Source organism: Mycobacterium sp. 141, assembly GCF_000382405.1.
Lineage (GTDB): Bacteria > Actinomycetota > Actinomycetes > Mycobacteriales > Mycobacteriaceae > Mycobacterium.
The window spans coordinates 245,537-258,483 of record NZ_KB908256.1; the positions used below are offsets into that span (position 1 = coordinate 245,537).

Here is a 12,947-nt window from a genome sequence, read left to right on the forward strand (position 1 = left end):
AGTTAGAAGCTGTGTTCTTCGGCCGGGAATACTCCCGCCGCCACCTCATCCGCGTATTGAGTTGCGGCACGGTGTAGTTCGCCACCGACATCGCCAAATCTCTTGACGAACTTGGCGGTTTTTCCGCTGGTGAGCCCGGCCATGTCCTGCCACACCAACACCTGGGCGTCACAGTTGGGCCCCGCGCCGATGCCGACCGTGGGAATAGTCAGCTTGCCGGTGATCTGAGTCGCCAAGTCCGCGGGCACCATTTCCAGCACCACGGCGATCGCGCCGGCTTCTGCCACCGCAATCGCGTCGTGGACGGTCTGATAGCCCGCGTCGCCGCGGCCCTGCACCCGGAATCCGCCCAGCCCGTTGATACTTTGCGGAGTGAACCCGATGTGCGCGACCACCGGAATGCCGGCCCGCGACAGCGTCGAGATCTGCTCGGCCATCCGCTCGCCGCCCTCCAACTTCACGGCCTGGGCGCCGGTCTCCTTCATGAACCGGATCGCGGTCGCCAGCGCCTGCGCCGGGCTGCTCTCGTAGCTGCCGAACGGCAGGTCGGCTACCACCATCGCGTGCGGCGCACCTTTGACGACAGCGCGCGCCAACGGGATCAACTCGTCGATGGAAATCGGGACGGTGGTGTCATAGCCGTACACCACATTTGCCGCAGAGTCGCCGACGAGCAGCACGGGGATGCCCGCCTCGTCGAAGACACGTGCGCTGGAGTAGTCGTAACAGGTGAGCATCGCCCACTTGTGGCCTTCGGACTTCCATTTCTGAAGCGTCAGAGTGCGGACTTTGGTGCGGGTCGCGCTGGTAGATGTGGCGTGGGGCTTTTCTCCGGTGGAGCCGGCAGCACCGTATACAGCTTGTTCAGACATCATTGTCCCTCGTAGCGGTCGGTTCGAATCCTCGAGGCCGCTGTTGGGTCCCCGGGTTCGTCTGACGTTTATCAGTCTGCCATCAGCGCCGACGAAGGTAAAAGGCGCGCTGAGTGGATTTGCTCACAAGTGGACAGTCGGGCTGAATCTCGACCACCCGGTGTGGGCGCGCCACGCATCCGCCTGTCCCGAGTTGTTGTGTGCCATTGAGCAGTGGGCCCGGCCTGCGATGATAGACCTCCATGGCAGCATGTGGTGCCATGAAGGTCAGGTTCTCCGTCGGCGCACTGCTGGCGGTCGCGCTACTGGCGGTCGCGGGCTGTACCCAGGTGATCGACGGTCGGGCCAGGGTCGCGATGCCCAGGCCGGGCACGCCCGTGCAGTGGCTGCCGTGCTCGGCGGGGTCCGGCGACAACGTCAGCATCCCGGCGGGAGCCGAGTGCGGGCGGCTGTCGGTCCCGGTCGATTACAGCAAGCCCGATGGTGACGTCGCACAGATCGCGATGATCCGGTTCCCGGCCACCGGCAAGAAAATCGGCTCGCTGGTGATCAACCCGGGCGGCCCCGGTGAATCCGGCGTGGAGTCCGCGGTATCGCTCGTGCCGAGCCTGCCTCAGTCGGTGCGGGACCGGTTCGACCTCGTCGGGTTCGACCCGCGCGGGGTGAACTTGTCGAATCCGGCGCTGTGGTGCAACTCCGACGCCGACAACGACCGGATGAGAGCCGATCCGACGGTGGATTACACGCCCGAGGGAGTGGCGCATCTGGATAGCGAGACCAAGGCGTTCGTCCAGCGCTGCGTCGACAAGATGGGCCTCGACTTCCTGGCCAACGTCGGAACCAACAACGTCGCCAAGGATCTCGACGCCATCCGCGCCACGCTGGGGGACGACAAACTGACCTACCTCGGCTACTCGTACGGCACCCGGATCGGTTCGGAATACGCCGAGCAGTTCCCGCAGCGAGTCCGCGCCATGATCCTCGACGGTGCGGTCGACCCCGATGCCGATCCGGTGGAGGCCGACATTCGCCAGGCGGCGGCGTTCCAGAAGGCCTTCGACAATTACGCCGCCGATTGCGCCAAGAGCCCGGACTGCCCGCTGGGCACCGACCCGGCCAAGGCCACCGACGTCTACAAGAGCCTGGTCTATCCGCTGGTCCAGCACCCGGCGAAGACCCGGGATCCGCGCGGCCTCGGCTACAGCGACGCCATAGTCGGCACCATCCTGCCGCTGTACTCACCGAATCTGTGGCGACACCTCACCGACGCGCTCACGGGCATCAAGAACGGCAATGGCGATCTCATGCTGGCCCTGGCCGACCTGTACATGGGTCGGGATGCCAAGGGGCACTACAACAATTCGACCGATGCCCGGGTGGCGGTCAACTGCGTGGACGAACCACCGATCACCGACCGGGCCACGGTCGTCGAGCAGGACCGACGGCTGCGTGAGGTCGCCCCGTTCATGAGTTACGGCCAGTTCACCGGGTACGCGCCGCTGGGTACCTGTGCGTTCTGGCCGGTACCGCCGACGAGCACACCGCACAAGATCTCGGTCGCGGGATTGCCTCCGGTGCTGGTGGTTTCGACGACCAACGATCCGGCCACGCCGTATCAGGCGGGGGTGGATCTCGCGCAGCAACTCGGCGGCGGCCTGCTGACCTTCGACGGCACCCAGCACACCGTGGTGTTCCAGGGAGACAAGTGCGTCGACGACATCGCGGCGACCTATTTGATCGACGTGAAACTGCCGCCGCCGGACTCTCGCTGCTGATCTTCGGGGGGCGCAGGTCACCTTCGGGTTGCCGATTGGTCTCCGCTCGGTGTCCACCGCCGGTCGACCATCTGCGGTGTGGGAGCATGTCAGCCGTGCGGTGGGTGGGAGCGATGCTGACAGTGATGCTCGCGGTCACCTGCCCCGTCGCCCACGCGACGCCCGATGGCGCGGCCGAGACACCTTACGGGCAGCCGCCCGTCTGGGGAAGTTGCACACCGTGGGTAGACGCGTCGACCATCCCGACTGCGGAGTGCGGCACCGTCACGGTACCTGTGGACTGGAATGATGCGGCGAATCCGCAAGGCGCACAAGCACAATTGGCTGTGATCCGGATCCCCGCCAGCGGAGAGAAGATCGGCACGCTGATGGTGAACCCCGGCGGTCCGGGCGCATCGGCTGTCGACACGGTCGCCGGAATGGGTGCGGCGTTGGCCGGCACGGACATCGGTCGCCGATTCGATCTGGTCGGATTCGACCCGCGCGGCGTCGGGCACTCCACCCCGCAGCTGCGCTGCCGCACCGACGCCGAGTTCGATGCCTACCGGCGCGAACCGATGGTCGACTACAGCCCGGCCGGAGTGGCTCACATCGAAGGGCTGTACCGACAGCTTGCCCAGCAGTGCCTCGATCGCATGGGGGCGCCGTTCCTGGCCAACGTCGGCACGGCATCGACGGTGCTCGACATGGATGCCGTCCGCGCGGCGCTCGGTGAGCAGCAGATCAACTACCTCGGGTTCTCCTACGGGACCCAATTGGGCGCGGCCTATGCCACAAAGTTCGGCGACCGGGTGCGGACGATGGTGCTCGACGGCGCCGTCGACTCGAGCCTGGACCCGATCACCAAGAACATCCGCCAGATGGCCGCTTTCCAAAAGGCTTTCGACGCCTATGCGGCCGACTGTGCGCAATCGTCCGGATGTCCGCTGGGCACCGACCCGACCCAGTTCGTCGCCCGCTATCACCAACTCGTCGATCCGCTGGTGGAGCATCCCGCGGCGACGTCGGACCCGCGTGGCCTGAGCTACCAGGACGCCACCATCGGGACCGGGAACGCGCTCTACTCGGCGCGATACTGGCTCTACCTGACCAGCGGCCTGCTCGGGCTGCAGCGCGGCACCGACCCCGGCGACCTCCTGTTGCTCGCCGACGACTACCAGCACCGCGACAGCACCGGCCATTACGCCAACCTGCAGGACGCGTTCACCGCGATCCGCTGTGTCGACGCGCAATACCCGACCGATCCGGCGGTGTGGGCCGACGCCGACCGGCGCATCCGGACGGTGGCACCGTTCCTGTCCTACGGCCAGTTCACCGGTTACGCGCCGCGCGACATCTGCGCGCTGTGGCCCGTGCCGCCAACATCGACACCGCATGCCTTGCACGGTCTCGGACCGGGACGGATCGTCGTGGTGTCGACCACGGGGGACCCGGCCACGCCCTATCAGGCCGGGGTCGACCTGGCCCGGCAACTCGACGCAGCGCTGGTGACGTTCAACGGTTCCCAGCACACCGTGGTGTTCAACGGCAACGCCTGCGTGGACACCTCGGTGCTGCGCTTCTTCGTCGACCAGGTATCTCCGCCCAACGGGTTGCAGTGCTGAGCCCGCGTCGCGGCGCTGATCAGCTCGCGCGGTAGGCCACCATCTCGCGGGACAGCAGCCCGCGCAGCCGGGGTTCGCTGCTGCACGCCGCGGCGAATACCGTCAACAATGCCCAGCTCGTCACCGCACTGAGCAGCACCAGCGCAAACGCAGCCCAGTCGCCACCCGCGAGCTCGTCAGCCGCGGTCTGCCTGGACCACAGCCGCCAGTAGATCATCAGGTTCACTGTCAGGCCGACACCGTAAGACAGTGCGAAGGAGAACAGGTAGGACCGCCAGGTGCCGTCATGCAGCCGTGCCGAGACCGGTTCCTGGCGCAGCGGGAACACCACCGACAACACATTGCCGACACCCAGCCAGATGAACACCATGGTCAGCAGCTGATCGATCATCGAGATCGGATTGCCCTCCCGGGTGGCCGTCAGCACCGCGATCACCGGCAGTCCGGCACCGATCACCATCGCCGCAATCGCAACGTTCTTGGTGACCAGGATCCGCCAGATGCTGCCACCGTCGGACAGGGCGCCGCGGACCCGCTCGGCTTCGAAACACAGGGCATTCGTGCAGACGACGCTGCCGACGACGGCCGAGAACAGGTACAGCGTGAGCCGGCCGGCGTCGTAGCGGGTCCAGCCCGTCAGATGGTAGAAGCCGACCAGCCCCAGCGCTGTGCCCAGCGTGATGACGGTCCGCAGCAGGATCGTGCGTGGCCGGTCGAACACGATGTGGCGCACTTCGGCGCCCACGTCGCGGCGCAGACCCTGCAGCACCGGCCCGATGCCCCGGATCATCCTGATCAGGCTGGCCTCCGGGATCACCCGATGCGCCAGTGCCACCTGTGTCACCGCTTCGGCAATCGCTGCGCGGGCCAGCCGTACCGCCACGACCACGTTTGCCGCGGCCTCCTCCGGAGTCGGTGTCAGCCCCCGGGTTGCCGACACGCCACGCGCGTAATCCTCGACGCGGGCGAGCCACTGCGGGCTGGCGCCGGCGGCGGCCACATCGCTTCGCGCAATCTGTGGCAGCAACGCCACTTCGGTCGCAGCGCGCCTGGCCACCACCGCCAACGCGGCGTCGTCACCCCACTCGGCCGCGGTGGCCGCCGCGTCGACCTCGCGCAACGCCGCGGCCAGCGTCCGCAGCTCCTGCAAGGCTCCCAGCGATGGTTTCGGATGGGACGGGGAGGCGGTGCTCATGACATCACTGAATCACGTCCGGTTCTGCGCAACCGTTTTAACTGCGTAACACAGATTTAACAGCCAGTGCCTACGCTGCGGTCATGGACCGCCAGAAGGAATTCGTGCTGCGCACGCTGGAGGAGCGCGACATCCGGTTCGTCCGGCTGTGGTTCACCGACGTGCTCGGATACCTCAAGTCCGTGGCGATCGCGCCCGCGGAGCTGGAGGGAGCCTTCGAAGAAGGTATCGGGTTCGACGGCGCGTCGATCGAGGGGTTCGCCCGGGTCTACGAATCGGATACCGTGGCCCGGCCCGACCCGTCGACCTTTCAGGTGCTGCCGTGGACCACCAGCAACGGTCGGCACTATTCGGCGCGGATGTTCTGCGACATCACCATGCCCGACGGTTCGCCGTCGTGGGCGGACTCCCGCCATGTGCTGCGCCGCCAACTGGCCAAGGCCAGCGATCTCGGCTTCTCCTGCTACGTGCACCCGGAGATCGAATTCTTCCTGCTGATGCCGGGACCGGACGACGGCTCCGTGCCGATACCCGCGGACAACGGCGGCTACTTCGATCAAGCCGTGCACGACGCGGCGCCGAACTTCCGCAGGCACGCCATCGAAGCGCTGGAGCAGATGGGCATCTCGGTGGAATTCAGTCACCATGAGGGCGCACCTGGCCAGCAGGAGATCGACCTGCGCTATGCCGACGCGCTGTCGATGGCCGACAACGTGATGACGTTCCGTTACGTCGTCAAGGAGGTGGCGCTCGCCGCCGGCGTGCGAGCGTCGTTCATGCCCAAGCCGTTTGCCGAGCATCCGGGCTCGGCGATGCACACCCACATGAGCCTGTTCGAGGGCGAGACCAACGCCTTCCATAGCGCCGACGACCCGCTGCAGCTCTCCGAGGTGGCCAAGTCGTTCATCGCGGGCATCCTCGAGCACGCCAGCGAGATCAGCGCCGTGACCAACCAGTGGGTGAACTCGTACAAGCGCCTGGTGCACGGGTATGAGGCGCCCACCGCGGCGTCCTGGGGTGCGGCCAACCGCTCGGCGCTTATACGGGTGCCGATGTACACCCCGCGCAAGGCTTCGTCGCGGCGCATCGAGGTGCGCAGCCCCGACTCGGCGTGCAACCCCTACCTGACCTTCGCGGTGCTGGTGGCGGCCGGGCTGCGGGGGGTGGAGAAGGGGTACGTGCTGGGGCCGCAGGCCGAGGACAACGTGTGGAACCTGACCCCCGAGGAACGCCGCGCCATGGGCTACCGTGAGCTGCCGTCCAGCCTCGGCAACGCGCTGCAGGTGATGGAGAGCTCCGAGCTGGTCGCGGAAGCGTTGGGGGAGCACGTATTCGACTATTTCCTGCGCAACAAGCACGCGGAGTGGGAAACCTACCGCAGCAACGTCACGCCTTACGAACTCAAGACGTATCTGTCGCTGTAACGTCGGGGGCGTGGCCAAACCCGCTACCGAACGCCCGAAGCTGCCCAGTGTCGGCCGGCTCGGGTTGATGCAGCCGCAGGCGCTGGCGGAGCTGGATCGGCTTGGCTGGAACACCGACGAACACGTCGAACTGCTGTGGTCGCTGTCGCGCGCGCCGGACGCCGACATCGCTTTGCTGGCCATGGTGCGGCTAGCCGACGCGCTCGGCAGCGACTGGCACGAGCTGAACTCCGAACTGCTCACAGACTGCGCGCTGCGGGGGAGGTTGTTCGGTGTCCTGGGCTCATCGGTAGCCCTCGGCGATCATCTGGTGGCACATCCGCAGTCGTGGCGTCTGCTGGCCGGCGACGTGGAACTCCCGACTGCACACGACTTGTGCGAGGATTTCACCGCGGCCGCTGAGAAAGTCGAAATTGCCAGGGACACAACGACAGCCGTGCCGCCACTACGGAGTCTCTACCGGGACAGGATCCTGGTGCTGGCCGCGCTCGACGTCGCGTCCACGGTGGAGAACGAACCGGTGCTGCCATTCGTCACCGTCGGGGCGCACCTGTCCGATCTGGCCGACGCCGCACTCGGTGCCGCCCTGACCGTGGCCAACCGGGTGGTGTGCGGAGACGGCCCGACCCCGCGGATCGCCATCATCGCGATGGGCAAATGCGGTGCGCGCGAACTGAATTACGTCAGCGATGTGGACATCATCTTCGTCGGGGAGGGCTCGAAGGGGGGAGTCGACGACAATCTCTCCACCGCGGCCAGGGTCGCCGGCGAAATGATGCGGTTCGCTGCGGAAGCGTTCTTCGAGGTCGACGCGGCACTGCGCCCGGAGGGCAAACGCGGCCAGCTGGTACGGACATTGGAATCGCATGTCGTCTACTACCAGCGGTGGGCCAAGACCTGGGAGTTCCAGGCCCTGCTCAAAGCCCGTCCGGCTGCGGGCGATGCCGAACTGGGCAGGGCGTACACCGAGGCGTTGATGCCGATGGTGTGGACGGCGTGTGAGCGTGCGGATTTCGTGCCCGAGGTGCAGGCCATGCGGCGCCGGGTCGAGGAATTGGTGCCTGCCGGGGTGCGTGCCCGCGAACTCAAACTCGGTACCGGCGGCCTGCGAGACGTCGAATTCGCGGTGCAGCTCTTGCAATTGGTGCACGGCCGTAACGATGAGTCGCTGCACGTGGCATCCACGATCGATGCGCTGACCGTGCTGGGAGCCGGCGGCTACATCGGGCGTGACGACGCCGCCAACATGACCGCGTCGTACGAGTTCCTGCGCTTGCTTGAGCACCGGCTGCAGCTGCAGCGGCTCAGGCGGACCCACATGCTGCCCGACGACGGCGACGACGAGGCCTACCGCTGGCTGGCCCGGGCTGCGCACGTGCGCCCCGACGGCAGGCACGACGCCCAGGGGGTGCTGCGCGAGGAGCTCAAACGCCAGAGCATGCGGGTCTCCCGTCTGCACGCCAAGCTGTTCTACCAACCGCTGCTGGAATCGGTCGGTCAACCTGCACTGGGCATCGGCGCAGGCATGGGCGCCAAGGCGGCTGAACGTCAGCTCGCCGCACTGGGTTACGAGGGTCCGCAGAGTGCGTTGACTCATCTGGCCGCCCTCACCGGGCAGAGCGGGCGCCGGGGCCGGGTGCAGCAGGTGCTGCTGCCGACCCTGCTGGACTGGCTGTCCGACACGCCGGATCCCGACGCTGGGCTGCTCGCCTACCGCAGGATCAGCGAGGAACTCGCCGAGCAACGCTGGTACCTGCCCACACTTCGGGACGAAGGAGCGGTGGCCAAACGGCTGATGCAGGTGCTCGGCACCTCCGCCTACATCCCGGAGCTGTTGATGCGTGCCCCCGAGGTGATCCAGCTCTACGCCGACGGGCCATCCGGGCCGAAACTGCTTGAGGGCGACCCGGACAGCGTGGCGCGCGCCCTGGTGGCCTCGGCCGGGCGGCACGCCGACCCGGTGCGCGGCATCGCCGCCGCCCGCGCATTGCGCCGGCGTGAGCTCGCCCGTATCGCGTCGGCCGACGTGCTCGGCCTGCTTGAGCTGACCGACGTCTGCACCGCGCTGACCTCGGTGTGGGTCGCCGTGCTGCAGGCCGCGCTGGACGCGGTGATTCGGGCCAACACACCAGAATCCGGCGCGCCTGCCCGGATCGCGGTGATCGGCATGGGCCGGCTCGGTGGCAGTGAGCTCGGCTACGGCTCGGACGCCGATGTCATGTTCGTGTGCGAGCCGGTGGGCGACGCTGCGGAATCGGTGGCCGTCAAATGGTCGGTGAGCATCGCCGAGCAGGTGCGCGCGCTGCTGGGCACACCCAGTGCCGACCCGCCGCTGGAGGTCGACACCGGGCTGCGGCCCGAGGGGCGCAACGGTCCGCTGGTGCGCACGTTGGCCTCCTACGAGGCGTACTACGCGCAGTGGGCCCAGGCCTGGGAGATCCAGGCGTTACTGCGGGCGCACTGGGTGGCCGGCGACCCCGATCTCGGTGAACGGTTTTTGCTGATGGTCGACAAGACGCGGTATCCCGCCGGTGGCGTGTCCGCGGAGGCGGTCCATGAGATCCGGCGGATCAAGGCCAGGGTGGATGCCGAACGGCTGCCCCGCGGCGCGGACCCCAATACTCACACCAAACTCGGGCGCGGCGGGCTGGCCGACATCGAGTGGACGGTGCAGTTGCTGCAGCTCCGCTACGCACACAAAGTGCCTGCGCTGCACAACACTTCGACCTTGCAGACGCTCGACGCCATCGGCGCGGCCGAGTTGGTCTCCGAAGGTGACGTCGACTTGCTGCGGCAGGCCTGGCTGACCGCGACGCGGGCGCGCAACGCTCTGGTACTGGTACGCGGCAAGCCCACGGATCAGCTACCCGGGCCCGGACGTCAGCTCAACGCGGTGGCGCTGGCGGCCGGCTGGGGCAGCGACGACGGCGGCGAGTTCCTGGACAACTATCTGCGGGTGACGCGGCGGGCGAAGATGGTCGTCCGGAAGATTTTCGGCGGGTAGCCGACCGGCGCTCGTCTACCGTTTGGCCCGGACCGAATCCAGCGCGTAAGCGCCGCCGCCGATCGTGACCAGCAGCAAGAAGCCGAAGCAGTACAGCACAGTGACCTCGCCGCCATTCTCGATGGGCAACAGACCCTTGGGTTGATGCTGGGTGAAGTAAGCGAATGCCATCTCCCCGGAAGCGATGAACGCGGCGAGGCGGGTGAGTAGACCCGTCAGGATCAAAAGGCCCAACACGAATTCGATGATCCCGGCGTACCAATACGGCCAGGTCCCCACCGGCACCGCCGACCCGATGAGTTCACCTGCCTTGTTCGGCATTCCGACCGGCCATGCGAACAACTTCTGCGCTCCGTGGATGGTGAAGAGGAGGCCGAACACGATGCGGAACAGGCTGATCACCGCGGGAGATACGGTATCCAGTCGAGTGTCCAGGTTGGTCGTCATGGGGTGACAATACGCGTTGACGGCCACGGATCTCACAGCTCCAACAGCACCGTCACCGGTCCGTCATTGACCAGATGCACGTGCATATCCGCACCGAAAACCCCAGTTTGAACCGTCGCGCCCAGCATCCCTAACGCATCGGCGAATTCGGTCACCAGCGGTTCGGCAACCGGGCCGGGTGCCGCTGCGTTCCAGGACGGCCGGCGACCCTTGTCGGTGTTGGCGTACAAAGTGAATTGGCTCACCACAAGAATCGGGGCGGCCAGATCTGACGCCGACCGTTCGCCGTCGAGAATCCGCAGTTGCCAGAGCTTCTCGGCCATCCTGCGGGCCTTGGCGGCGTCGTCGTCATGAGTGACACCGACGAGGGCGAGCAGGCCCTGGGTGTCCGGCTTGATCTCCCCGACGACGACACCGTCGACCGTGACGCTCGCTGACGTCACCCGCTGCACCAGAACTCGCATGGGTCGATTGTGCAGACTTTGACGCCGAGCAGACGCGAGCGTCCCCAAAACCGGGAGTTTTGGGGACGCTCGCGTCTGGTCGCGCTACGACTTACACGTCGTAATAGAGCGCGAATTCGTAGGGGTGGGGTCGGATTTGGATGGGGAGGATTTCGTTTTCGCGTTTGTAGGTGATCCAGGTTTCGATGAGGTCTTCGGTGAAGACGCCGCCTTCGGTGAGGTAGTCGTGGTCTTGTTCGAGGCGGTCGATGACGGTGGCTAGTGACGTGGGGGCTTGGGGGATGTTGGCGGCTTCGTCGGGGGGGAGTTCGTAGAGGTCTTTGTCGACGGGGGTGAGGGGTTCGATTTTCTTTTTGATGCCGTCGATGCCGGCCATGAGCATGGCGGCGAAGGCGAGGTAGGGGTTACCGGAGGAGTCGGGGCAGCGGAATTCGAGGCGTTTGGCTTTGGGGTTGTTGCCGGTGATGGGGATGCGTACGCAGGCGGAGCGGTTGCGTTGGCTGTAGACGAGGTTGATGGGGGCTTCGTAGCCGGGGACGAGGCGTTTGTAGGAGTTGACCGTGGGGTTGGTGAAGGCCAGCAGTGATGGGGCGTGGTGCAGGATGCCGCCGATGTAGTGCCGGGCGAGGTCGGAGAGGCCCGCGTAGCCGGATTCGTCGTGGAAGAGGGGTTGGCCGTTTTTCCACAGTGATTGGTGCGCGTGCATGCCTGAGCCGTTGTCGCCGAAGAGGGGTTTGGGCATGAAGGTGACGGTTTTGCCGTTGGCCCAGGCGGTGTTTTTGATGATGTATTTGAACAGTTGCACGTCGTCGGCGGCGTGCAGCAGGGTGTTGAACTTGTAGTTGATCTCGGCCTGTCCACCCGTGCCCACCTCGTGGTGACCACGTTCGAGGATGAATCCGGCGTTGATCAGGTTGGTCGACATTTCGTCGCGGAGGTCGACGTAGCGGTCGTAGGGAGCGACAGGGAAGTAGCCGCCTTTGGGGCGGACTTTGTAGCCGCGGTTGGCGGTGCCGTCGGCTTCGAAGGGTTCGCCGCTGTTCCACCAGCCGGATTCGGAGTCGACTTCATAGAAGGTGCCGTTCATGGTGGAGTCGAAGGCTACGGAGTCGAAGATGTAGAACTCGGCTTCGGCGCCGAAGAAGGCGGTGTCGGCGATGCCGGTGCTGGCCAGGTAGTTTTCGGCTTTGCGGGCGACGTTGCGGGGGTCGCGGGAGTAGGCCTCGCGGGTGAAGGGATCGTGGACGAAGAAGCTCAGGTTCAGGGTTTTGGCGGCCCGGAACGGGTCGATGCCGGCGGTGTCGGGGTCGGGCAGCAGCATCATGTCCGATTCGTGGATCGACTGGAAACCGCGCACCGAGGACCCATCAAAAGCGAGCCCGTCTTCAAACACGCTCTCATCGAACGCCGACGCCGGAATCGAAAAATGCTGGACGACCCCGGGCAGATCGCAGAAACGAATGTCGATGTACTCGACGTTTTCGTCCTTGATCAGCTTGAAGATGTCGTCGGACGTCTTTTCGGCCACTGAGTGTTCTCCTTTACTGGTAATCCGCGGGTTGACGCTAAGGACACGATGTTGCGCAGCCGTCAACCGTATGTTGCGCTGACGTTACGCAATGCGCCGACGGTGGCCTGAGGTAACCCATGCGGGCGCGCCTATCCTGAACACCATGGCCCGCACTATGGGGAGCTGGTTGTCAGGTCCCGGACCTTTCGATTCCAGTGACGGTTCCGACGGCAAGGACGACGGATCCACGAAGTACCCCGGAGAACGCCTCGGCCTGCCCGAATCCGGCTCCGGCTCGCTCGCCAGGACCGGCAGGCGCGTCGGCGCGCTGTTCGTCGACTGGCTCGTGGCCTACGGGCTGGCGGGCCTGGCACTGGCCTCGGGCCTCATCTCCCTGGCGTCACTGTCGACGGCAGTCATGGTGGTGTGGATCGTGCTGGGCACGGTGGCGGTTCGACTGTTCTCGTTCACCCCGGGCCAGCTGGCGCTGGGCCTGGTGGTGGTGGGCACGGACGGTCGTGACAAGGTCGGGATCGGACGCGCTCTGGTCCGGGTGTTGTTGATCGCGCTGGTCATACCACCGTTGGTGACCGACAGTGATCTGCGGGGTCTGCATGACCGGGTCACGTTCACCGCCGTGCTGCGGCGGTAG

Annotated in this window: 10 protein-coding genes; 5 read left to right on the forward strand and 5 right to left on the reverse strand. The window is 66.1% G+C overall.

Annotation, left to right across the window (positions count from 1 at the left end; genetic code table 11):
- Nucleotides 1-2 precede the first annotated feature (2 nt).
- Nucleotides 3-872: a 3-methyl-2-oxobutanoate hydroxymethyltransferase gene (panB, locus tag H276_RS0103925; RefSeq protein WP_026356562.1), complete on the reverse strand. Its 870-nt coding sequence runs from the start codon at nucleotides 870-872 to the stop codon at nucleotides 3-5.
- A 260-nt stretch (nucleotides 873-1,132) separates the two neighbouring features.
- Between panB and H276_RS0103930 the strand changes: the two genes are divergently transcribed.
- Together H276_RS0103930 and H276_RS0103935 are read left to right on the forward strand one after the other, a co-directional pair.
- Nucleotides 1,133-2,647, forward strand: coding sequence for an alpha/beta hydrolase (locus tag H276_RS0103930; protein ID WP_019970004.1), 1,515 nt, complete (start codon nucleotides 1,133-1,135; stop codon nucleotides 2,645-2,647).
- A gap of 86 nt (nucleotides 2,648-2,733) precedes the next feature.
- Nucleotides 2,734-4,251: an alpha/beta hydrolase gene (locus tag H276_RS0103935; RefSeq protein ID WP_019970005.1), complete on the forward strand. Its 1,518-nt coding sequence runs from the start codon at nucleotides 2,734-2,736 to the stop codon at nucleotides 4,249-4,251.
- Between the two features lie 19 nt (nucleotides 4,252-4,270).
- Here H276_RS0103935 and H276_RS0103940 read toward each other — a convergent pair whose 3' ends face one another.
- Entirely contained in the window at nucleotides 4,271-5,446 is a 1,176-nt protein-coding gene (locus tag H276_RS0103940) for a hypothetical protein (protein WP_019970006.1), read from the reverse strand.
- An 83-nt stretch (nucleotides 5,447-5,529) separates the two neighbouring features.
- Between H276_RS0103940 and H276_RS0103945 the strand changes: the two genes are divergently transcribed.
- A complete protein-coding gene (locus tag H276_RS0103945; protein WP_019970007.1) occupies nucleotides 5,530-6,870 on the forward strand; it encodes a glutamine synthetase family protein in 1,341 nt (446 codons plus the stop codon).
- 67 nt (nucleotides 6,871-6,937) lie between these two features.
- Entirely contained in the window at nucleotides 6,938-9,874 is a 2,937-nt protein-coding gene (locus tag H276_RS0103950; RefSeq protein WP_231376603.1) for a bifunctional [glutamine synthetase] adenylyltransferase/[glutamine synthetase]-adenylyl-L-tyrosine phosphorylase, read from the forward strand.
- A gap of 15 nt (nucleotides 9,875-9,889) precedes the next feature.
- Here H276_RS0103950 and H276_RS0103955 read toward each other — a convergent pair whose 3' ends face one another.
- From H276_RS0103955 to glnA, 3 genes are all read right to left on the reverse strand, one after another.
- Nucleotides 9,890-10,321, reverse strand: a complete 432-nt coding sequence (locus H276_RS0103955) for a DoxX family protein (RefSeq protein WP_019970009.1) — start codon at nucleotides 10,319-10,321, stop codon at nucleotides 9,890-9,892.
- Between the two features lie 32 nt (nucleotides 10,322-10,353).
- Complete coding sequence (gene dtd / locus H276_RS0103960; protein WP_019970010.1) at nucleotides 10,354-10,785, reverse strand: D-aminoacyl-tRNA deacylase; 432 nt, start codon at nucleotides 10,783-10,785, stop codon at nucleotides 10,354-10,356.
- 91 nt (nucleotides 10,786-10,876) lie between these two features.
- Nucleotides 10,877-12,313, reverse strand: a complete 1,437-nt coding sequence (gene glnA, locus H276_RS0103965; protein WP_019970011.1) for a type I glutamate--ammonia ligase — start codon at nucleotides 12,311-12,313, stop codon at nucleotides 10,877-10,879.
- A gap of 145 nt (nucleotides 12,314-12,458) precedes the next feature.
- Between glnA and H276_RS0103970 the strand changes: the two genes are divergently transcribed.
- The gene (locus H276_RS0103970) at nucleotides 12,459-12,947 is read left to right on the forward strand and encodes an RDD family protein (protein WP_026356564.1); all 489 of its coding nucleotides are present in this window, start codon (nucleotides 12,459-12,461) and stop codon (nucleotides 12,945-12,947) included.

Excerpts from the sequence above, each read along its gene's own strand:
- H276_RS0103950 (WP_231376603.1), top strand. The coding sequence starts at position 6,938 with ATGCAGCCGCAGGCGCTGGCGGAGCTGGATCGGCTTGGCTGGAACACC.
- H276_RS0103930 (WP_019970004.1), top strand. The coding sequence starts at position 1,133 with ATGAAGGTCAGGTTCTCCGTCGGCGCACTGCTGGCGGTCGCGCTACTG.
- H276_RS0103940 (WP_019970006.1), bottom strand. The coding sequence starts at position 5,446 with ATGAGCACCGCCTCCCCGTCCCATCCGAAACCATCGCTGGGAGCCTTG.
- H276_RS0103955 (WP_019970009.1), bottom strand. The coding sequence starts at position 10,321 with ATGACGACCAACCTGGACACTCGACTGGATACCGTATCTCCCGCGGTG.
- H276_RS0103970 (WP_026356564.1), top strand. The coding sequence starts at position 12,459 with ATGGCCCGCACTATGGGGAGCTGGTTGTCAGGTCCCGGACCTTTCGAT.
- H276_RS0103945 (WP_019970007.1), top strand. The coding sequence starts at position 5,530 with ATGGACCGCCAGAAGGAATTCGTGCTGCGCACGCTGGAGGAGCGCGAC.
- dtd (WP_019970010.1), bottom strand. The coding sequence starts at position 10,785 with ATGCGAGTTCTGGTGCAGCGGGTGACGTCAGCGAGCGTCACGGTCGAC.
- panB (WP_026356562.1), bottom strand. The coding sequence starts at position 872 with ATGTCTGAACAAGCTGTATACGGTGCTGCCGGCTCCACCGGAGAAAAG.
- H276_RS0103935 (WP_019970005.1), top strand. The coding sequence starts at position 2,734 with ATGTCAGCCGTGCGGTGGGTGGGAGCGATGCTGACAGTGATGCTCGCG.